An 18,696-nucleotide genomic window follows, 5' to 3' on the forward strand; every position below is an offset into this window, starting at 1 on the left:
GAGGGACACTCGTGGCCAAGAAAGCATTAATTGAAAAATGGAAGCTCGAACCTAAGTTTAGCGTGCGTAAGCACAATAGATGTAAGGTCTGCGGTCGTCCACATGGTTACTTACGTAAATTTGAAATGTGCCGTATTTGTTTTAGGGAATTGAGCTATAAAGGTGTCATTCCTGGGATAACTAAGGCTAGCTGGTAGATTACAGGAAGGAGGTAATGTTAAATGGTAATGACCGATCCAATTGCAGATATGCTTACTCGTATTCGTAATGCAAACTCGGTTTATCATGATAAAGTAGAAATTCCTGCTTCAAAAATTAAGCAAGCAATTGCTCAAGTTCTAAAGGCAGAAGGCTTTATTAAGGATTTTGAAATTGTTAAAGATGATAAACAAGGTGTGCTAAGAGCAAGTTTAAAATATGGACCTAATCGTGAAAAGGTAATTACTGGCATTAAACGTATTTCAAAACCTGGATTGCGTGTATATGCAAGAAAAGATCAAATGCCCCGCGTATTGGGTGGCCTAGGAGTTGCAATTATTTCAACTTCTAAGGGAATTATGACTGATAAGCAAGCTCGCCGCGATGGACTTGGTGGCGAAGTATTAGCTTTCGTCTGGTAATTTTTGTAGTTAAGGAGGTGCACATATGTCAAGAATCGGTAGAATGCCGATTGCTATTCCTGCCGGCGTAACTGTTACGATTGGCGAAGGCAATTTGGTATCTGTAAAAGGCCCTAAAGGCGAATTGACTCGTGCCATTCATAAAGATATGATATTGGAACTAGAAGACAATACCCTTGTTGTAAAAAGGCCTTCAGATGAAAAACAACATAGATCATTGCATGGTTTGACTCGTACCTTATTGTCCAACATGGTAACTGGTGTTACTCAAGGTTTCACAAAAACTCTTGAAATTGTTGGCGTTGGTTACAGAGCAGCAAAAGTAGGTAACAAAGTAGCATTAACATTAGGTTTCTCTCATCCTTTAGAAGTTGAGCCTCCTACTGGCATGTCTCTAGATGTTCCTGCTCCAAACAGAATTGTTGTTTCTGGTATTAATAAAGAAGATGTTGGCGCGTTAGCAGCTAAAATCCGTAAGTATAGACAACCTGAACCTTATAAAGGTAAAGGCGTTCGTTATGAAGGTGAAGTTGTTCGCCGTAAAGTAGGTAAAGCAGGCGGTAAAGGTAAGAAGTAGATTTTAAGCGAAAGGAGTGACCACTTTGCTTCGTAAAGGAATTAAGAATGAGGCTAGGCAAAAACGCCATTTACGTGTACGTAAACTTGTTACAGGTACTGCAGCAAGACCACGTTTAAATGTATTTCGTAGCTTAAGTCATATTTATGCACAAGTTATTGATGATGTTACTGGTACTACTTTGGTAGCGGCTAGTACTATGGATAAAGATTTAGGCTTAACATATGGCGGTAATACAGAAGCAGCTAAGGCTGTAGGTGCAGCAGTTGCAACACGTGCATTAGCAAAAGGTATTAACAAAGTGGTATTTGACCGTGGTGGTTATATTTATCATGGTAGAGTAGCAGCTTTGGCCCAAGCAGCGCGTGAAGCAGGGCTGGAATTTTAAGCAAAAGGAGGTAAATGAATGTCCAGAATTGATTACACAACTCTCGATTTAAAAGAGAAAGTTGTATTCATAAACAGGGTTGCTAAAGTAGTAAAAGGCGGTCGCCGTTTTTCCTTTAGTGCGCTAGTTGTTGTTGGTGACGAAAATGGTCACGTTGGAGCTGGCTTAGGTAAAGCTGGTGAAGTGCCTGAAGCAATCAGAAAAGGTGTGGAAGATGCTAAAAAGAACTTAATTAACGTTCCTTTGGTAGGCACCACTATTCCTCATCAAATTTTAGGTGTATTCGGCGCTGGTAAAGTATTTATGAAACCTGCATCGGAAGGTACTGGTGTTATTGCTGGTGGTCCAGCACGTGCTGTACTTGAACTTGCCGGGATTCATGATATCTTAACTAAATCCCTTGGTTCTTCTAATGCTAATAACATGGTACGTGCTACTTTAACCGGTTTGAAGCAATTGAAACGTGCTGAAGAAGTAGCCGCACTTCGCGGTAAAACCGTTCAGGAACTTTTGGGTTAAGGAGGAATTATAATGGCAACACTCAAAATCACTCTTACCAGAAGCCTGATCGGCAGACCAGAAGATCAACGAGCTACTGTAAAGGCTCTGGGGCTTAAGAAAACAAATACTTTCGTAATGCAACAAGATACTCCAGTTATCCGCGGCATGGTTCGCAAAGTGGAGCATTTAGTTACGGTTGAAGAAATACAAGACTAATTAGAGAGGAGGCGCTAATAATGAAATTGCATGAATTAGCACCTACGCCTGGTTCAAAGAAAGTGCGCACTCGTGTTGGTCGCGGCTTGGGTTCAGGTCTTGGCAAAACATCGGGTAAAGGTCATAAAGGTCAGAATTCTCGCGCTGGCGGCGGTACTCGTCCTGGTTTTGAAGGCGGTCAAATGCCTCTTTACCGTAGATTGCCAAAACGCGGTTTTTACAACAAATTTGCAAAAGATTATGCAGAAGTAAATATTTCTGACTTGAATCGTTTTGAAAATGGTTCAGTTGTTGACCCTGTAGCTTTAGTTGAAACTGGTGTATTGAAAAATGTTCGTGACGGCGTACGTATCTTGGGTAACGGCGAACTGACAAAATCACTTACTGTAATTGCTAACGGCTTCACTAAGTCAGCTGAAGAAAAAATTATAGCAGCTGGCGGAAAAGTTGAGGTGGTCTAAGTGCTTTCTGCTCTGTCCAATATACTAAAGATCACTGAGCTTAGACAAAAGGTAGTTTTTACCCTAGCCATGTTTTTAGTATTCAGAGCTGGAACGCATATTCCAGTTCCTGGAGTAGATGTTTCTGTTATTGAACAAATGTTTTCTAGTGGTAACCTATTTGGTTTACTAGATTTGTTTTCTGGTGGAGCATTAAGTAAGTTTTCCATCTTTGCAATGAGTATTACACCCTATATTAATGCTTCTATTATTATGCAGCTCATAACTGTTGTTGTCCCAACCTTTGAACAATGGTCTAAAGAGGGCGAGGAAGGTCGTAAAAAGTTAACACAAATTACTCGTTACGGCACCGTTCTTCTAGGATTTATTCAGGCAATTGGTATGGCAATTGGACTGAAAGCCGCAATTATTAATCCAGGCATTGCTTCTACAATATTGATTGCATTGACACTTACAGCAGGAACTACTTTCCTAATGTGGCTTGGAGAGCAAATTACTGAAAAAGGTATTGGTAATGGCATTTCGCTAATTATCTTTGCCGGGATTGTATCAAGATTACCTGATGGTTTGTATATGTTATATCAATATCTTGCCGCAGGTACCATTAATTTCTTCAATGTATTGTTATTCGTGATTATTGCTGTGGCCATGATTGTTTTGGTAATTGCCATTACACAAGGTCAACGAAGAATTCCGGTACAATATGCTAAACGAGTAGTTGGTCGTAAAACCTATGGTGGTCACTCTACTCACATTCCGCTGAAAGTAAATCAAGCGGGAGTTATACCAATAATCTTTGCGTCATCCGTGCTGATGTTTCCAGTAACTATTGCCCAGTTTGTTGATATTCCCTGGGTAAAAACCGTGGCAGGCTGGTTTGCGTGGGGTACGCCGCTACAAACAACATTGTATGCGCTACTCATTATTTTCTTCACGTATTTCTATACTGCGGTTACTTTGAACATATCGGATATGGCAGAGAACATGAAAAAATACGGTGGTTTTATTCCAGGACTGCGCCCGGGTAAACCGACTGCTGATTATTTGGATCGAGTCATGACCAGAATCACCCTTGCAGGTTCAGTGTTTCTTGCAGGTATTGCCATACTGCCCAACTTTATTGCAGCTGTGACAAATATTCCAGGGTTAAATTTTGGCGGTACCGCCCTTTTAATTGTGGTAGGCGTGGCACTTGACACAATGAAGCAAATAGAGGCCATTGTTCTAATGCGTCACTATCAAGGCTTTATGAAGTAGGGAGGTCGCTTCGCATGTATATCCTGTTAATGGGACCGCCTGGGGCTGGTAAAGGTACACAGGCGGCTGAATTAGTTGCAGAGTTTCAAGTCCCCCACATATCAACAGGCGATATGTTTCGTGCTGCTGTAAAGGAAGGAACTGAACTTGGCAAACAAGCGAAAGCTTGTATGGATGCTGGGCAACTAGTACCTGATAGTATCACTATTGGGATAGTAAAAGAAAGACTGGCTAAACCCGATTGTCATAAAGGTTTTATTCTAGATGGGTTCCCGCGTACAATTGAACAAGCGAACGCTTTAGATGGTACACTGGTTGAACTCGGAATAAAACTAGATCGTGTAGTTAACATCACTGTTCCTACGGAAGATTTAATTAGTCGCATGACAGGGCGTCGTATCTGCAAAGGTTGTGGCGCTACCTTCCATGTATTATTTAATCCTTCTACAGTTGACGGTAAATGTGATAAATGCGATGGTGAATTATATCAACGTGCTGATGATACGGAAGAAACAGTTACAAAGCGTTTATCCGTATATAACGGTCAGACGAAACCATTAATTGAATACTATCAAGACAAAGGTCTTTATAGCGAAATTGATGGACGTCAAGCGATCGATAAGGTATTTTCTGATATAGTTCACAGCTTGAGGGGCGAGTAGGTATGATCATCCTTAAATCAGAGCGGGAAATCAATTACTTGCGTGATGCAGGTAAGATAGTGGCTGAAACACTAGATGAAGTTAAAAAAGCTGTTAAGCCCGGAGTCACTACGCTAGATCTGGATCAGATTGCCGAAAAATATATTAAAAGCCGTGATGCTATCCCTGCTTTTAAGGGATACCATGGTTTTGCAGGAAACATTTGTTCTTCAATAAATGAAGAAGTAGTACATGGCATTCCAGGGTTAAGAAAGTTAAAAACTGGAGATAATGTTAGTATTGATATTGGAGCGGTAATAAATGGATACAATGGTGATGCCGCGATTACAGTGCCTGTTGGTGAAGTAGATGCTGAAGTGCAAAAGCTTTTGGATGTTACAGAAGAGTCTTTGTATAAAGGTATTGAACAAGCCGTCATAGGCAATCGTCTAAGCGACATTTCCCATGCCGTTCAGATTCACGCAGAACAACATGGATTTGGTGTAGTGCGTGATTATGTTGGGCATGGCATTGGACGGAGTATGCATGAAGATCCTCAAGTGCCAAATTATGGCGCTCCTGGCCGTGGTCCACGATTAAAGGCTGGTATGACCTTGGCCATAGAGCCGATGGTCAATCTGGGCACATATGAAGTAAAGACACTTGACGACGGTTGGACGGTTGTAACTCTTGACGGCAAGCGCTCAGCGCATTTTGAACATTCAATTGCTATCACGGATGGTAAGCCGGAGATTCTAACTAAGTTATAGGGGGCAGCTCTGGTGTCAGTCGTGAATATATCAATGGGGCAACTTGTTACTAGTGTTGCCGGACGTGATCAAATGCAAGTTTATCTTGTAGTTGGGATTAAAAATAATAAGATTCTCTCACTGGTTAACGGTAGAGAACGAAAAATTGCTAATCCCAAGCAAAAAAACATCCGGCATGTTAATGTTCTTAAATCGATTGCCAAAGGTCTGGCGGAAAAACTTCAATCTGGTATGAAAATTACAGACGAAGAAATCCGCCAAGCCATTCAGGTTTTATACAAGCCAGATAATCTGTGATAAGCGGACGAGGAGGGATATCTCGTGTCCAAGCAAGATGTAATTGAGGTTGAAGGTACGGTTGTCGAAGCCTTGCCTAATGCTATGTTCCAGGTCAAACTGGAAAATGAGCATGTCGTATTGGCGCATGTATCAGGTAAGATCCGCATGAACTTTATCCGGATTTTACCTGGGGATAGAGTAACTGTAGAGCTTACGCCTTATGACTTAAAGCGTGGCCGTATTACCTACCGTTTCAAATAGCGGATTCGTAAGGTAAGTGCTTTCGGTATCAATCGATAGCGCGAGTTCGTGAATATATGAAAAGGAGGACTGGCAAATGAAAGTGAGACCGTCGGTCAAACCCATTTGTGAAAAATGCAAGGTAATTAAACGTAATGGACATGTAATGGTGATTTGTGAAAATCCTAAACATAAACAAAAGCAAGGATAGGAGGTGTACTATAGATGGCACGTATTGCCGGAATAGATTTACCACGTGATAAAAGAATCGAAATATCTTTAACATATATTTATGGTATCGGTCTTAAAACTTCAAGGGATATCTTGGCACTTACTGGGATTAATCCTGACACACGTACTCGTGATTTAACCGAAGAAGAGGTTGTCAAACTACGTGATGCTATTGATAAAAACCTTAGAGTAGAAGGCGACTTGCGTCGTGAGCAGTCACTTAACATTAAGCGTCTGATTGAAATCGGCTGCTATCGTGGTAAACGTCATCGTATGGGTCTTCCTGTACGTGGTCAACGTACTAAGACGAATGCCCGTACTCGCAAAGGTCCAAAACGGACTGTTGGAGCGAAAAAGAAAAAAGCGTAGAGGAGGGATAAAGATTGGTTGCTAAGAAAGCTATTAGACCAAAAAGAAAAGAACGTAAAAATATTGAGCATGGTCAAGCGCATATTCGTTCTACTTTCAATAATACAATTGTGACTATTTCCGATACAAAGGGTAATGTTTTGTCTTGGGCTAGTGCGGGTGGACTTGGATTTAGAGGTTCCCGTAAAAGTACTCCATTTGCTGCACAAATGGCAGCAGAAACAGCTGCTAAAGCTGCAATGGAACATGGACTTAAACAAGTTGAAGTTTTTGTAAAAGGACCTGGCTCAGGTCGGGAAGCAGCCATTAGATCACTACAGGCATCTGGTTTAGAAGTAAGTTCTATTAAAGATTGTACGCCTGTACCTCATAATGGATGTCGTCCACCTAAGCGTAGAAGAGTATAAGAAGTTTCGGGAGGTGTTAAATATACATGGCTAGATATACAGGACCTGTTTGTAGACAATGCCGTCGTGAAGGCACAAAATTATATCTAAAAGGCGAAAGATGCTATACGGACAAATGTTCAATAGCTAAACGTGCGTATGCACCTGGTCAACATGGCCAAGGCCAAACACGTAAAAAAGTTTCAGAATATGGAATTCAATTGAGAGAAAAACAAAAAGCACGTCGTGTTTATGGTATTTTGGAAACTCAATTCCGTTCTTATTTTGACAAAGCTGATCGTCAAAAAGGTATTACTGGTGAAAACTTACTAGTATTACTAGAAAGAAGATTGGATAATGTGGTATATCGTCTTGGTTTCGCAGCAAGCCGTACGCAAGCTAGACAATTGGTTCGCCACAGACATTTCACTGTTAATGGAAAGAGAGTAGATATTCCATCTTATTTAATTAAACCAGGTGATGTAATTGCAGTACGCGAAAGCAGCAAAGAATCACCATTAATTAAAGAAATTACAGAATCTCTTGCTCACAAAACAGTGGCGCCTTGGTTGGAAAGACCAACTCAAGATGTAATGAATGGAACAGTATTGCGTTACCCCACTCGTGAGGAAATTGATACTCCAATTCAAGAGCATCTGATTGTCGAATTGTACTCTAGATAATCAAGGTATGCTTTTTGAAAAAAGTCCGAATGTATGCCCTCAACCGTGGGTATGGCGTAACTTAATTGTACGCAAAGAGGAGGGTTTTTCCAAATGATCGAAATCGAAAAACCGAAAATTGAAATAGTAGAGCTTAGTGAAGACAGCCGTTATGGTAAGTTCGTCTGCGAACCACTTGAACGTGGTTATGGTACAACACTTGGCAACAGTTTGCGTCGTATATTGCTGTCCTCCCTGCAGGGGGCCGCAATTACAGCCGTCAAAATTGAGGGTGTTCTTCATGAGTTTTCTACTATTCCTGGTGTTCGGGAAGACGTTACCGACATTATCCTGAATTTGAAAACATTGCGCTTAAAAATGCACAGCGACGAACCAAAGACATTGAGGATTGAATGTTTAACTGAAGGGGAAGTTACAGCAGGTGATATTATTGCTGACCCAGATATTGAAGTTCTAAATCCTGAACTGCACTTGGCGACCGTTGATGCTAGTGGTTCTCTTAAAATGGAAATAACCGTAGAACGTGGTCGTGGCTATGTTCCTGGCGACAAGAACAAAAAACCGGATCATGTGATTGGTATTATTCCTATTGACTCCATATTTTCACCTATTCAGAGAGTTAACTATCAGATCACAGATACTCGTGTCGGGAACGTCACTGATTATGATAAATTAACGCTGGAAGTATGGACCGACGGAAGTATTCGTCCGGAAGAGGCTGTTAGCAAATCTGCTAGTATTATGGTAGCTCATTTGAAGCTATTCCAAAACTTAGCAGGTATTATTCCTGAGGAAGATAGTATGGATGGCACTTTTACCGAAGTGGTAGAAGAGGGCAACTCCAAAATCATGGATATGACCATTGAAGATTTGGATCTATCTGTACGTTCTTACAACTGCTTAAAGCGGGCAGGAATTAATTCTGTGGCAGATTTAGTGCAAAAATCCGAAGATGACATGATGAAGGTACGTAACCTTGGTCGTAAATCAATGGAAGAAGTAAAGAAAAAATTAATCGAGCTAGGTCTTGGACTTAGCGAAGAGGAAGAATAAAGGGAGGGAAGAAAATGGGCTATAGAAAGTTAGGACGAGACTCTAGCGCACGTAAGGCGTTGTTTCGCAGCATCTTGACTTCCTTCTTTGCAAACGAGCGTATTGAAACAACAGAAGCAAAAGCAAAAGAAATCAACGGTCTTGCTGAAAAGATGATTACTTTGGCTAAGCGCGGTGACTTACATGCTCGCCGTCAAGTGTTATCAAGCCTCATGGATGAAGAAGTAGTTACAAAATTGTTTGACATAATTGCCCCTAAATATGCTACGCGTCAAGGCGGTTATACCCGTATTATGAAATTGGGACCGCGTCGTGGAGATGCAGCACCAATGGTAATATTGGAACTGGTCTAACGTTTGCAATTGGGCCAGGTGACAAAGGCATATACTTGGCCTCGTCGCCTGGTTATTGTGGTTTATAGGGAAAAGGCGGCCTTTACGGGCCGCCTTTATTTCTAGGTGAAAGTATATATTTTTTTGAGGATAGAGCGATGGGAGACGAAATGATTGAACCACAGAGGCACAGAGAACACAGAGCGAATATATTCGATAGTGTTTTCTGATTTTTTGGGTTAATTATCTTTTGTATTCTCAGCGTTCTCTGCGCCTCTGCGGTTCAAAACGTTCTATGTCTTAGAGAATTTGAAGTGATTTCACTATCATTTCGATATAAAGGGGAACGATATGGGAGAGTTTATTAGTGTGAAAGATATGTGCCATACCTATGCTAGCCATGAAGGTGAACAAGTACAGGCACTTGATCATATAAACGTATCGATTGCTAAGGGCGAATTTGTCGCCATTATTGGCACAAATGGTTCAGGGAAATCGACTTTAGCCAAACATTTCAATGCACTCTTAATTCCTACAGAGGGAGAATGTATAGTAAATGGATTAAATACACTCGACCTGGATCATGTTTGGAAAATTAGGCAGGCAGTTGGTATGGTGTTTCAAAATCCGGATAATCAAATTGTAGCTACGATAGTAGAAGAAGATATCGCTTTTGGTCCCGAAAATTTAGGGGTAGAACCAGCTGAAATTCGACGCCGAGTAGCTGAAGCTTTAAAAGACGTAGGTATGGAAGAGTATCGTAATCATAGTCCTCATTTATTATCTGGAGGTCAAAAACAACGTGTGGCGATTGCTGGTGTGCTTGCCATGCGTTCTAACTGTTTGGTATTAGATGAACCAACAGCTATGCTAGACCCTCAGGGGAGACGGGAAGTATTATCGACAGTATTAAGGCTGCATCGTGAGCAGAAAATAACAATCGTATACATTACTCATTTCATGGAGGAAGCAGTAGCCGCTGACAGGGTAATTGTTATGGGACAGGGAAAAGTTGTTATGGAAGGTACCCCAAAAGACGTATTTAGCCAAGTAACTCTCTTAAAGGAATTAGGTCTAGATGTGCCTGTAGCAGCAGAACTCTCCTACCATCTAAGGCAACGTGGTATAAATATTCCAGAGACAGTGATAACAGACGAGGCATTGGTGGTGGCTGTATGTCCATAAAATTGCAAGAAGTGACGTATGTGTATATGTCAAAAACTCCTTATGAAAAAATAGCAATTAAAAAAATTAATTTAGAAATAAAACGAGGCGAATTTGTAGCGATTATTGGCCATACTGGATCAGGCAAATCAACACTCGTACAGCATTTAAATGGTTTATTAAAACCCACATCAGGTACAGTTAGTATTGATGGGGAAAATATCCATAGTAAAGGACCAGCAGCAGGGCAAGCTAAACGCAGTGTCGGCATGGTATTTCAATACCCCGAGCACCAATTATTTGAAGAAACCGTATATGAAGACATTGCTTTTGGCCCGCGTAATCTTGGCATACCAGAAGCGGAAATCGATGATCGGGTGAAAAAGGCCCTTTCATTTGTCGGTCTTGATTTTGACAAGTTTGCTAAGCGCACTCCTTTTCAGTTAAGTGGCGGTCAAATGAGACGTGTAGCCATTGCTGGAGTTGTTGCTTTAGAACCACAATACCTAATATTAGATGAACCATCAGCAGGTCTTGATCCCCGGGGACGTGATGAAATTTTTAGCCAAATTATGAATCTATCCCAGGCTACAGGAATTACCGTTGTATTAGTATCACACAATATGGAAGATGTAGCACGGATGGCGAGTCGTCTTTTAGTAATGAAGGATGGGGAAATTAGCTTAGATGGATCGCCTAAAGATATTTTCGCTGACTATCAGGCAGAGCTACAACAAGCAGGTGTTGACGTACCTCCTCTTACTATACTTATGAATAAATTTAGGCAGCATGGTCTACCAGTTGATGCGACGGCAATAACAATGGATGTTGCTGCGGACAGTGTATATAATGCAGTGAGGAGGGGTTAATTTGTTGAAAGATATTATGTTAGGGCAATACTTTCCAGGAACTTCTTTCATTCACTTATTAGATCCTCGGACTAAAATTATTAGTACCTTATTATTTATTAGCAGTATTTTTTTGGCGGATAATTATCAGGCATATTCTATACTAGCTATTTTTGTTGGGGTAATAATATTATCCGCAAACATACCTGTTACCATGATGCTGCGCTCATTAAAGCCATTATGGATGATTATTGTACTGACCTTACTTATTCATATTTTTACGACACCAGGAAATGTATTATATACCATGGGACCCCTAGCGGTGACACATGAAGGAGTACGGCAGGGGATTCTTATGACCATGCGGCTTGTTTTTTTAATTATGGTATCTTCTTTATTAACTTTTACTACATCTCCTATTGCTTTGACAGATGGAATTGAGCGATTGCTCAAACCTTTCAAGAAAATAGGACTTCCCGCGCATGAATTAGCAATGATGATGACCATTGCTCTACGCTTTATTCCTACATTACTTGAAGAGACGGATCGCATTATGAAGGCTCAAATGGCCAGAGGGGCCGATTTCTCCTCGGGAAATATAGTACGACGTGCTCGCAATATGATACCCTTATTAGTACCTCTATTTATTAGTGCTTTCCGGCGTGCCGATGAATTAGCGACAGCTATGGAAGCGCGATGCTATCGGGGGGGAGATCAACGGACTCGGATGAAAGAACTACAAATCGAAAATAGAGACTGGTGGGCCTATGGGATATTATGTTTAGTCATCGGGGTTCTAGTTGCAATGAGAACATATAGACAATAAACTCTGAGACTTTTAGAGAAAAGGTAGGAGGTTATATGGTTAAAGACCATCCAGATTATGCATTAGAAAAAGCGCACTTAGAGAAGACATTGATTGAGATGAATGAAATTATCTCTTCATTAGAAGCAGATATTGAGAAAAGAACGCAGCAGATGCGTATATCATTAGAACATAAAGATAAAATTAGCACCTATGTTCATTCCATGATGAAGAATGATAATGGGGAAAAAATTTATGATATACAAGAAGCTTTGGACAGTCCCTATTTTGGCCGAGTTGATTTCAGGGAAGATGATACAGAAAAATATGAGAGTTTCTATATCGGTCGGGTAAAAATTACTCGATTAGATATTCTTACAATACAAGATATATTAGTTTTTGACTGGCGGGATCCTGTGGCCACTATCTTTTATGAGTGTCAAGATGGAAGAGCTAGTTATGACGTACTAGATCGATATCATTACAGTGGTGATGTGAATTTAAAAAGGCAATATAAAATTGTCCAAAGTATACTAGAAAAAATATCTGATGATTATATTTTTGATCAACTGGCTTCCCGTCAAAAGGAGGCTTTACTTGCTGACCCCTTTTTAACGGAACGCTTACTACAAGGCACTAGCAATAAGTTAAAGGATATTGTTACATCCATTCGGGCAGAGCAAAATAAAATTATCCGCGAAACCTTACATCAAATTATTATCATTCAAGGAGTAGCAGGATCGGGGAAGAGTACAATTGGCCTCCATCGATTATCCTACCTTTTATATAATGAAAAATTAGACCCACAAAAGATGATGGTCATAGCTCCTAATAAATTGTTTCTTGATTATATTTGTGAATTACTGCCAGAGATAGATGCGGATGATGTTAGACAATTAACCTTTACGGATGTAGTGAACGAAATAACCCAAACTACTTTTTCTATTACCCAGGATGAAAAAGCCCAACTCTTTTTGGAAAGTAAGGTACAAGATAGTAGGCGGGAACAGTTAGGAGCCGTTGCGAAAGTAAAAGGATCTTTAGAATTTATGCAAGTATTAGAGGCATGGATCGAGAAAAAGATAGAAAAATTTTGTGTAAAATTGAAAGAAATCCGTCTGTTTGATGATAAACTTCTCATCACAAAAGAACAGCAGATTGAAAAATTCATGGAAGGTAGTACGTCGAGTACTCCTTATAACGAAAGAGTAAAGACTTTAACTGGTTATATTCACTTTCGACTGAGGAATTTTCTCGAAGTGTTAGAAATTGAACAACAACGTAAAGTAGGTAGTACCGACAAGATCTATGAACAATACACAAGACAAGCAACGCAATTTCTGGCAAGTCACTTTTTAAAGTGGTCTTGTGATGATATTATAGCTTCCTATATTGAAGTCTTTAGTAATAAAAGTATTTTTAAACCATTTAAAAAGAAAAACTATGATGTTCCTTTTATTACAGAGTATTCCCTAGGGATTTTGCAGGAGGGAAAGGTCGAAAAAGAAGACTTAGCACCTCTTTGTTATCTGACCTACTTGGTAATCGGCTGGAATCATATAATGAAATTTGAACATATTGTGGTGGATGAAGCGCAGGATTTAAATGCCTTAGAATTTATGATACTCAAGCTATTATCTAAAAATAGCTCCTTTACGATTATGGGGGATATATCCCAAGGAATTACCTCTTACCGGAGTATTGAGAGTTGGCAAGTATTGATGAAAGAAGTATTTGCTGACGTAAAGTCTGTCTATCGTGAAGTCAATTATAGCTACCGTTCTGCACGTGAAATTGTAGAATGTTTTAATAAGGTTATGCCCAAAGGGCATTCAGCTGCGATTCCCGTATATGAAATAGGAAAAGATCCAGTATACCAACAAGTAAAAACAGAGGATGAGACTGTGGCGGCGATAGAGGATGCCATAAAAGGATTTAAAGAGAGAGACTGTAAATCCATCGGGATTATTACTAAGTTAGAAAGTAGCAGCATTTCCTTATACCATGCACTTAGGGAAAAGGGAATCGATCAGGAGGATCTGCATTTAATCACCAGTGATACCCTTTCTTATCAAGGCGGTATTTCGATTCTTCCAGTCGGCTTAGCCAAAGGATTAGAATTTGATGGTGTCATTATGTGCAATGCATCAGATAAGGAGTTTAAGAATAATAACTTCGATGCGAAGTTACTATACGTAGCTTTGTCTCGCCCGTTATATTATTTACATATCTTATATCGTGGTAATCTTACACCCTTGTTAATGGAGAAAGTTAAGACTAACGATTAACGCAGAGAGCGCAAAGATGCACAGAGACGTGTTATATACCCCTTTGTGTTCTCTGTGTCCGCGTAAGCGGCTTTACGTCCTCTGCGTTAAAAAAAATTTCGTTAAGTATATATAGTGAGTGACGAGGTGTGTAAATATGCGTAATATTAAATTAACAATCGCTTATGATGGGACAGCCTATCATGGCTTTCAACGCCAGCTAAATGCGATTGCAATACAACAAGTACTAGAAGACAAATTGGCGAAAGTATTCGGCCATAACTTTCGAATTCATATGGCTGGCAGAACAGACGCTGGGGTGCATGCTTATGGCCAGGTGGTCAATTTTAAGACTAGCTGCCCAATCCCTGTAGATCGTATTGTAATTGCATCCAGAAAGGTACTGCCTTACGATATTGTAGTTACACATGCAGAAGAAGTTCCTGACAGTTTTGATGCGCAGTACAGTGCGAAAAGTAAAATCTATGTTTATAAAATTTATCAGCATACGGTGCCCGATCCTTTTTTGCGAAATTTAATTTGGACCATTCCCCAGACCTTAAATGTCGCAGCTATGGAAAAAGCGATGCAAATTATATTGGGAACTCACGATTTCTCCGCTTTTCGTGCTTCTGGCGGTTCGTCTGTCAGCCCGGTTCGTACTATTATGGAAGTTAAATGTCAGTTGCAGGATAAGGTATTAGAGCTTTCCTTTTGGGGAGATGGCTTCTTGTATCATATGGTGCGCAACTTAACAGGTACTTTAGTGAATGTGGGCTTAGGAAGGACTTCTGAAGAAGGATTTAAGGCTATATTAGAGGGGCGAGATAGGAAGAAGGCAGGGGCTACAGCACCTGCTCATGGGCTCTATTTAAAAGAAGTGTTCTACTAAATTAAGTTGGGGAAAACTCGAAATCTGTGGGTAATTTCCTTTAAAATGTGGATAACTCAAAAAAAAATGATTTTACATGACGATAATTCTTGACATTGGGCAGGGAATTTAATACAATGTTTTTATGAGATTTATGCCATGACTTCCGTTAGCCCCGGAGCTCAAGGATACAAAATCAATTTTTTTTGTAATGTTGTGACAAGGAGGTATATCGCATGAAAACATTTATGGCAAATGCTGCCACCATAGAACGTAAGTGGTATGTTGTAGATGCTGAAGGTAAAACTTTAGGTAGATTAGCTGCCGAAGTAGCAAAAGTTCTTCGCGGCAAACATAAACCGACTTTTACTCCGCATGTTGATACTGGTGACCATGTTATCGTTATCAACGCAGATAAAGTAGCATTAACAGGTAAAAAATTAGTGCAAAAAACTTATTTCCGTCATTCTGGTTATGTAGGTGGAACTACATTCGTTACTGCTGGCAAAATGCTTGCGGACAAGCCAGAAAGAGTGCTTGAGTTGGCTATTAGGGGTATGTTACCTAAGAACCGTCTTGGCCGCCAAATGTATCGTAAATTGCAAGTATATCGTGGTGCTGAGCATCCGCATGCTGCACAATTACCTGAAGTATTAGAAATTAACGTAAGATAATCCGGAAAGGAGGAACATATTATGGCATTGGTTACTTACTACGGCACAGGTCGCAGAAAAACCTCGGTTGCCAGAGTTCGTCTGGTTCCGGGTGAAGGCAATATTCTTGTTAACGACCGTACTATTGCAGAATATTTTGGTCGCAAAACATTAGAACTTATTGTAAAACAACCGCTTAATTTGACAGAAACTCTTGGCAAATATAATGTACTAATTAAAGTGGAGGGCGGCGGTCCTTCAGGACAAGCTGGCGCTGTTCGTCACGGTATTTCTCGTGCATTACTTAAAGTGGATGCTGAGTATCGCCCATCTTTGAAAAAAGCTGGTTTCCTTACTCGTGACCCACGGGAAAAAGAGCGTCGTAAATACGGCTTGAAGAAAGCTCGTAAAGCGTCTCAGTTCTCCAAACGTTAATATTGTTTTATACAAAATCCAGAAAGAGTTACTCTTTCTGGATTTTTTATGTCTAGCAGGAAATAGGATAAATAAGGTATAATAAGAAGAAAGAAACGAAAAAGATGGAAGGAGTTAGTTATGAGAAAAATAACATTGTTGATCTGTTCTATGTTGTTTTTATTTTCTAGTGTAGCCTTTGCTAGTTTGGATGACACTAAACTATCGATTGAAAAACAATATGGAGATTACCGCTTGCTGATTGATTCTGATAATCAATTGTGGACCAAAGCTGATTGGGAAGCCAAAGGAGCGAAAAGAGCGAAGGCAGCATCTTATCGATATTCCTTTAGTCGTCAAGGAATTGGCGTACAGATGGAAGTCATGTATGCAAATAACAAACCTGATGCCTTAGTAGTCGCTCAGCGGTTCACACCTGACATGCCAATTACAATAAAAGAAATGAAAAAGTATTTTCCAGAAGTGTACGCTTTAACAAAAGCGCCAAAAGCTAATTTTTTTGCAACCTATAGCTCCATAAGCCGAAATTTTCAAGAGGGACAATCTCCTGTAAGCATGGGAGTACTTATTAGAGAATTATCAAATGGAAACTATTACACTTTATTAGCCTTCAATGTTCAAGATGAAGGACGTTTGCTAAAAAATATTGAGTATATTAGTGAAGATACATATATTAGGGAGTTTACCATAGAACGTGCATCACGCACGACAGTACATGATACTATGGATACAAGCAAGCCAGATTGGCAGCCAATAAAAAATTACTTTAATTAAAAAAGAGGCCATTGGCCTCTTTTTTATTATGCTAAAGATGTTAAGGTCTACAAACCACAAAGACACAATGCCGTTAACACGGCACACAAAGGATAAACTATAAGTAGAACTTTTTCGTAAACATCTCTTTGTGTCCTTTGTGTCTTTGTGGTTTGAATATTTTGTGTATGTTTTGAAGACACAAGTGTTTTATTTATTTTGCTAGCCTGATGGGAGCCGATTTGGCCTCCTCGGCTGTTTGTGGCCCAAGGAAACCTTGGCGGCTCATGACAGAGAGAACAATAGCCTGTCGATGTTTTGCAGCATTAAAATCAACGTAGGGTGAATTAAGAGATGGAGCGGTAGGTAGTCCTGCCAATAGGGCGCATTCGGCCAAATTAAGATTGACGGGTGCTTTATCAAAGTAGATTTTTGCCGCATCACCAATTCCATAAGCACCAGAGCCAAAATAAATCGTATTTAAATACATTTCTAAGATTTCCTCTTTGGAATAGCGCAGTTCCATATCCATCGCCAGTAAAAACTCTTCTGCCTTTCGGCCATAGGTTTTGTCTTGTGTAAGAAACAAGTTTTTGACAAGTTGCTGGGTAATGGTACTGCCGCCTTCCGTAAAATCTCCTGTTTGCATATTTACTAACATAGCCCTTAGTATTCCTTCAATATCAAAGCCAAAATGACGATAAAAACGACTGTCCTCTACTGCAATAATAGCTTGCTGCATTGTTAGAGGAATATATTGTATTTTTACATATTTCTTTTTATCTAGCTTTTCATCTACAGCACTTTTTAAAGCGATCATCCGATATGGACGCTCCCAAGAACTAGATAAGTGGCTGTTGATAGCTTGAGAGGAGGGGATAGCGGGTAATGATCCTTTTAGAAAGCTAGTGCCACCGGCCCAAGCAAAGGATAAAATAAATAATATCATCAAGAGCATTATCAATCTGCCAAATCTCATATGTAGCCTCCTAGTATGTCCTACTATTATTTTACCTCACTGCATGATGTTTGGCTATACGTGCTTTTTTACGTATAATACAAAAATTCGTTGCATAAAGTTAAAGGAGAGTGTCGTATAGTAGGGAGTTGTATAGAATGAAGTTATTTCTTCTGAGAAAATCCAGTTTGAAAAAGGTCTTTATGCTAAGCGTGACTATGGCAGTACTTCATTTTTTAACAATGCAATATATTCTAGGCGATGATATACAAAATGTGGACATGTCAGTACTCTCTGGGCATAGCATTACCATTGATCCTGGACATGGAGGCATTGACAGTGGCGCAACTGCCAATGAGGTGGATGAAAAGGATGTTACCTTATTGATTTCTATGAAACTAGCGACCCTATTAGAGCAGTATGGTGGGAAGGTCGTACTTACAAGGGATAAGGATATTGATTATTACACAAAGGGCAAGGGCGGCAAACGTAATGATTTATTAGAGCGTGTTAAGAGAATTGAGGAGTCAAAAGCTGATGTTTTTCTTAGCATACATTGCAACGCTTATCGAGGGGCAAATTTGACGGGAGCTCAGGTTTTTTATAATCCTCAGCTAGAAGAAAATAAGATATTGGCAGAACGATTACAACAAGTTCTTAAACAATTTCCTCCAGGAAATAAGCGTCAAGCAAAAGAGGATTCTCATATTCTATTATTAAAACAAATAAATACGCCAGGAGTACTCATTGAAACAGGATATTTAACAAGCAAAGAGGAAGCCTTATTATTAACAGATGAAAATTATCAACAGAAGATGGTGGAGAATATTGCGAAGGCGCTAGCGTATCATTTCTATAAAAATGCGGCAAAATAGAAGCTATACTGAGTTAAACAAAGAAGGAGACTAATAGGCCTTATAACTAGAAAGGAGCAGTCA

General features: G+C 39.9%; 28 protein-coding genes. 27 read left to right on the forward strand and 1 reads right to left on the reverse strand.

Annotation, left to right across the window (positions count from 1 at the left end):
• The first annotated feature begins 11 nt into the window (after window positions 1-11).
• The 26 genes from UFO1_RS02965 to UFO1_RS03090 all read left to right on the forward strand — a co-directional run bounded on the left by UFO1_RS02965 (window position 12) and on the right by UFO1_RS03090 (window position 16,821).
• Window positions 12-197, forward strand: coding sequence for a type Z 30S ribosomal protein S14 (locus UFO1_RS02965; RefSeq protein WP_038667765.1), 186 nt, complete (start codon window positions 12-14; stop codon window positions 195-197).
• Window positions 198-221: 24 nt separating this feature from the next.
• Complete coding sequence (rpsH, locus tag UFO1_RS02970) at window positions 222-620, forward strand: 30S ribosomal protein S8 (RefSeq protein WP_038667767.1); 399 nt, start codon at window positions 222-224, stop codon at window positions 618-620.
• Between the two features lie 25 nt (window positions 621-645).
• Window positions 646-1,197, forward strand: coding sequence for a 50S ribosomal protein L6 (gene rplF, locus UFO1_RS02975; protein ID WP_038667770.1), 552 nt, complete (start codon window positions 646-648; stop codon window positions 1,195-1,197).
• Window positions 1,198-1,222: 25 nt separating this feature from the next.
• Window positions 1,223-1,585, forward strand: a complete 363-nt coding sequence (gene rplR / locus UFO1_RS02980; protein WP_038667773.1) for a 50S ribosomal protein L18 — start codon at window positions 1,223-1,225, stop codon at window positions 1,583-1,585.
• A gap of 18 nt (window positions 1,586-1,603) precedes the next feature.
• The gene (gene rpsE, locus UFO1_RS02985; protein WP_007937696.1) at window positions 1,604-2,104 is read left to right on the forward strand and encodes a 30S ribosomal protein S5; all 501 of its coding nucleotides are present in this window, start codon (window positions 1,604-1,606) and stop codon (window positions 2,102-2,104) included.
• Window positions 2,105-2,116: 12 nt separating this feature from the next.
• Window positions 2,117-2,302 (forward strand): 50S ribosomal protein L30, encoded by a 186-nt coding sequence (gene rpmD, locus UFO1_RS02990; RefSeq protein ID WP_038667776.1) that lies wholly within the window; start codon window positions 2,117-2,119, stop codon window positions 2,300-2,302.
• 20 nt (window positions 2,303-2,322) lie between these two features.
• Window positions 2,323-2,763, forward strand: a complete 441-nt coding sequence (gene rplO, locus UFO1_RS02995) for a 50S ribosomal protein L15 (RefSeq protein WP_038667779.1) — start codon at window positions 2,323-2,325, stop codon at window positions 2,761-2,763.
• The gene (gene secY, locus UFO1_RS03000; protein ID WP_038667782.1) at window positions 2,764-4,020 is read left to right on the forward strand and encodes a preprotein translocase subunit SecY; all 1,257 of its coding nucleotides are present in this window, start codon (window positions 2,764-2,766) and stop codon (window positions 4,018-4,020) included.
• Between the two features lie 14 nt (window positions 4,021-4,034).
• The gene (locus tag UFO1_RS03005; protein WP_038667785.1) at window positions 4,035-4,682 is read left to right on the forward strand and encodes an adenylate kinase; all 648 of its coding nucleotides are present in this window, start codon (window positions 4,035-4,037) and stop codon (window positions 4,680-4,682) included.
• A gap of 2 nt (window positions 4,683-4,684) precedes the next feature.
• The gene (map, locus tag UFO1_RS03010) at window positions 4,685-5,431 is read left to right on the forward strand and encodes a type I methionyl aminopeptidase (RefSeq protein ID WP_038667788.1); all 747 of its coding nucleotides are present in this window, start codon (window positions 4,685-4,687) and stop codon (window positions 5,429-5,431) included.
• Window positions 5,432-5,443: 12 nt separating this feature from the next.
• Window positions 5,444-5,728, forward strand: coding sequence for a KOW domain-containing RNA-binding protein (locus UFO1_RS03015; RefSeq protein WP_038667791.1), 285 nt, complete (start codon window positions 5,444-5,446; stop codon window positions 5,726-5,728).
• Between the two features lie 24 nt (window positions 5,729-5,752).
• Window positions 5,753-5,971, forward strand: coding sequence for a translation initiation factor IF-1 (gene infA / locus UFO1_RS03020; protein WP_007937682.1), 219 nt, complete (start codon window positions 5,753-5,755; stop codon window positions 5,969-5,971).
• A 76-nt stretch (window positions 5,972-6,047) separates the two neighbouring features.
• On the forward strand, window positions 6,048-6,161 hold the full coding sequence (gene rpmJ, locus UFO1_RS03025) for a 50S ribosomal protein L36 (protein ID WP_007937679.1): 114 nt from the start codon (window positions 6,048-6,050) through the stop codon (window positions 6,159-6,161).
• Window positions 6,162-6,175: 14 nt separating this feature from the next.
• Window positions 6,176-6,550 (forward strand): 30S ribosomal protein S13, encoded by a 375-nt coding sequence (rpsM, locus tag UFO1_RS03030; protein ID WP_038667794.1) that lies wholly within the window; start codon window positions 6,176-6,178, stop codon window positions 6,548-6,550.
• Window positions 6,551-6,564: 14 nt separating this feature from the next.
• Complete coding sequence (rpsK, locus tag UFO1_RS03035) at window positions 6,565-6,957, forward strand: 30S ribosomal protein S11 (RefSeq protein ID WP_007937671.1); 393 nt, start codon at window positions 6,565-6,567, stop codon at window positions 6,955-6,957.
• Between the two features lie 26 nt (window positions 6,958-6,983).
• Window positions 6,984-7,619 (forward strand): 30S ribosomal protein S4, encoded by a 636-nt coding sequence (rpsD, locus tag UFO1_RS03040; protein WP_038667797.1) that lies wholly within the window; start codon window positions 6,984-6,986, stop codon window positions 7,617-7,619.
• A gap of 93 nt (window positions 7,620-7,712) precedes the next feature.
• Window positions 7,713-8,672 (forward strand): DNA-directed RNA polymerase subunit alpha, encoded by a 960-nt coding sequence (locus tag UFO1_RS03045; RefSeq protein WP_038667800.1) that lies wholly within the window; start codon window positions 7,713-7,715, stop codon window positions 8,670-8,672.
• A gap of 14 nt (window positions 8,673-8,686) precedes the next feature.
• Complete coding sequence (gene rplQ / locus UFO1_RS03050; protein WP_038667803.1) at window positions 8,687-9,025, forward strand: 50S ribosomal protein L17; 339 nt, start codon at window positions 8,687-8,689, stop codon at window positions 9,023-9,025.
• Window positions 9,026-9,355: 330 nt separating this feature from the next.
• Window positions 9,356-10,189 carry an energy-coupling factor transporter ATPase gene (locus UFO1_RS03055; RefSeq protein ID WP_038667806.1) on the forward strand — a complete coding sequence of 278 codons (834 nt, stop codon included), beginning with the start codon at window positions 9,356-9,358 and terminating at the stop codon, window positions 10,187-10,189.
• Complete coding sequence (locus UFO1_RS03060; RefSeq protein ID WP_038667809.1) at window positions 10,180-11,037, forward strand: energy-coupling factor transporter ATPase; 858 nt, start codon at window positions 10,180-10,182, stop codon at window positions 11,035-11,037. Before UFO1_RS03055 ends, UFO1_RS03060 begins: the two co-directional genes overlap by 10 nt.
• Before the next feature lies 1 nt (window position 11,038).
• A complete protein-coding gene (locus tag UFO1_RS03065; RefSeq protein ID WP_038667812.1) occupies window positions 11,039-11,842 on the forward strand; it encodes an energy-coupling factor transporter transmembrane protein EcfT in 804 nt (267 codons plus the stop codon).
• Between the two features lie 35 nt (window positions 11,843-11,877).
• Window positions 11,878-14,109 carry a UvrD-helicase domain-containing protein gene (locus tag UFO1_RS03070; protein ID WP_038667816.1) on the forward strand — a complete coding sequence of 744 codons (2,232 nt, stop codon included), beginning with the start codon at window positions 11,878-11,880 and terminating at the stop codon, window positions 14,107-14,109.
• A 136-nt stretch (window positions 14,110-14,245) separates the two neighbouring features.
• Window positions 14,246-14,980, forward strand: a complete 735-nt coding sequence (gene truA, locus UFO1_RS03075; RefSeq protein WP_038667818.1) for a tRNA pseudouridine(38-40) synthase TruA — start codon at window positions 14,246-14,248, stop codon at window positions 14,978-14,980.
• A 215-nt stretch (window positions 14,981-15,195) separates the two neighbouring features.
• A complete protein-coding gene (gene rplM / locus UFO1_RS03080; RefSeq protein ID WP_007961573.1) occupies window positions 15,196-15,633 on the forward strand; it encodes a 50S ribosomal protein L13 in 438 nt (145 codons plus the stop codon).
• A gap of 21 nt (window positions 15,634-15,654) precedes the next feature.
• The gene (gene rpsI / locus UFO1_RS03085) at window positions 15,655-16,047 is read left to right on the forward strand and encodes a 30S ribosomal protein S9 (protein WP_007937653.1); all 393 of its coding nucleotides are present in this window, start codon (window positions 15,655-15,657) and stop codon (window positions 16,045-16,047) included.
• A 120-nt stretch (window positions 16,048-16,167) separates the two neighbouring features.
• Window positions 16,168-16,821: a hypothetical protein gene (locus UFO1_RS03090; RefSeq protein WP_038667825.1), complete on the forward strand. Its 654-nt coding sequence runs from the start codon at window positions 16,168-16,170 to the stop codon at window positions 16,819-16,821.
• Between the two features lie 193 nt (window positions 16,822-17,014).
• On the opposite strand, the gene UFO1_RS03095 is transcribed toward UFO1_RS03090, so the two are convergent.
• A complete protein-coding gene (locus UFO1_RS03095; protein ID WP_038667829.1) occupies window positions 17,015-17,779 on the reverse strand; it encodes a transglycosylase domain-containing protein in 765 nt (254 codons plus the stop codon).
• 137 nt (window positions 17,780-17,916) lie between these two features.
• On the opposite strand from UFO1_RS03095, the gene UFO1_RS03100 reads away from it, so the two are divergent.
• Entirely contained in the window at window positions 17,917-18,633 is a 717-nt protein-coding gene (locus tag UFO1_RS03100; protein ID WP_236639318.1) for an N-acetylmuramoyl-L-alanine amidase, read from the forward strand.
• Window positions 18,634-18,696: the final 63 nt, after the last annotated feature.

Origin of the sequence: Pelosinus sp. UFO1 (assembly GCF_000725345.1) — a bacterium.
Lineage (GTDB): Bacteria > Bacillota > Negativicutes > DSM-13327 > DSM-13327 > Pelosinus.

Coding starts and splice junctions, on each gene's coding strand:
- rpsH (WP_038667767.1), top strand. CDS start 222: ATGGTAATGACCGATCCAATTGCAGATATGCTTACTCGTATTCGTAAT.
- rplF (WP_038667770.1), top strand. CDS start 646: ATGTCAAGAATCGGTAGAATGCCGATTGCTATTCCTGCCGGCGTAACT.
- rpsE (WP_007937696.1), top strand. CDS start 1,604: ATGTCCAGAATTGATTACACAACTCTCGATTTAAAAGAGAAAGTTGTA.
- rpmD (WP_038667776.1), top strand. CDS start 2,117: ATGGCAACACTCAAAATCACTCTTACCAGAAGCCTGATCGGCAGACCA.
- rplO (WP_038667779.1), top strand. CDS start 2,323: ATGAAATTGCATGAATTAGCACCTACGCCTGGTTCAAAGAAAGTGCGC.
- UFO1_RS03005 (WP_038667785.1), top strand. CDS start 4,035: ATGTATATCCTGTTAATGGGACCGCCTGGGGCTGGTAAAGGTACACAG.
- map (WP_038667788.1), top strand. CDS start 4,685: ATGATCATCCTTAAATCAGAGCGGGAAATCAATTACTTGCGTGATGCA.
- rpmJ (WP_007937679.1), top strand. CDS start 6,048: ATGAAAGTGAGACCGTCGGTCAAACCCATTTGTGAAAAATGCAAGGTA.
- rpsM (WP_038667794.1), top strand. CDS start 6,176: ATGGCACGTATTGCCGGAATAGATTTACCACGTGATAAAAGAATCGAA.
- rpsD (WP_038667797.1), top strand. CDS start 6,984: ATGGCTAGATATACAGGACCTGTTTGTAGACAATGCCGTCGTGAAGGC.
- UFO1_RS03045 (WP_038667800.1), top strand. CDS start 7,713: ATGATCGAAATCGAAAAACCGAAAATTGAAATAGTAGAGCTTAGTGAA.
- rplQ (WP_038667803.1), top strand. CDS start 8,687: ATGGGCTATAGAAAGTTAGGACGAGACTCTAGCGCACGTAAGGCGTTG.
- UFO1_RS03055 (WP_038667806.1), top strand. CDS start 9,356: ATGGGAGAGTTTATTAGTGTGAAAGATATGTGCCATACCTATGCTAGC.
- UFO1_RS03060 (WP_038667809.1), top strand. CDS start 10,180: ATGTCCATAAAATTGCAAGAAGTGACGTATGTGTATATGTCAAAAACT.
- UFO1_RS03070 (WP_038667816.1), top strand. CDS start 11,878: ATGGTTAAAGACCATCCAGATTATGCATTAGAAAAAGCGCACTTAGAG.
- truA (WP_038667818.1), top strand. CDS start 14,246: ATGCGTAATATTAAATTAACAATCGCTTATGATGGGACAGCCTATCAT.
- rplM (WP_007961573.1), top strand. CDS start 15,196: ATGAAAACATTTATGGCAAATGCTGCCACCATAGAACGTAAGTGGTAT.
- rpsI (WP_007937653.1), top strand. CDS start 15,655: ATGGCATTGGTTACTTACTACGGCACAGGTCGCAGAAAAACCTCGGTT.
- UFO1_RS03090 (WP_038667825.1), top strand. CDS start 16,168: ATGAGAAAAATAACATTGTTGATCTGTTCTATGTTGTTTTTATTTTCT.
- UFO1_RS03095 (WP_038667829.1), bottom strand. CDS start 17,779: ATGAGATTTGGCAGATTGATAATGCTCTTGATGATATTATTTATTTTA.
- UFO1_RS03100 (WP_236639318.1), top strand. CDS start 17,917: ATGAAGTTATTTCTTCTGAGAAAATCCAGTTTGAAAAAGGTCTTTATG.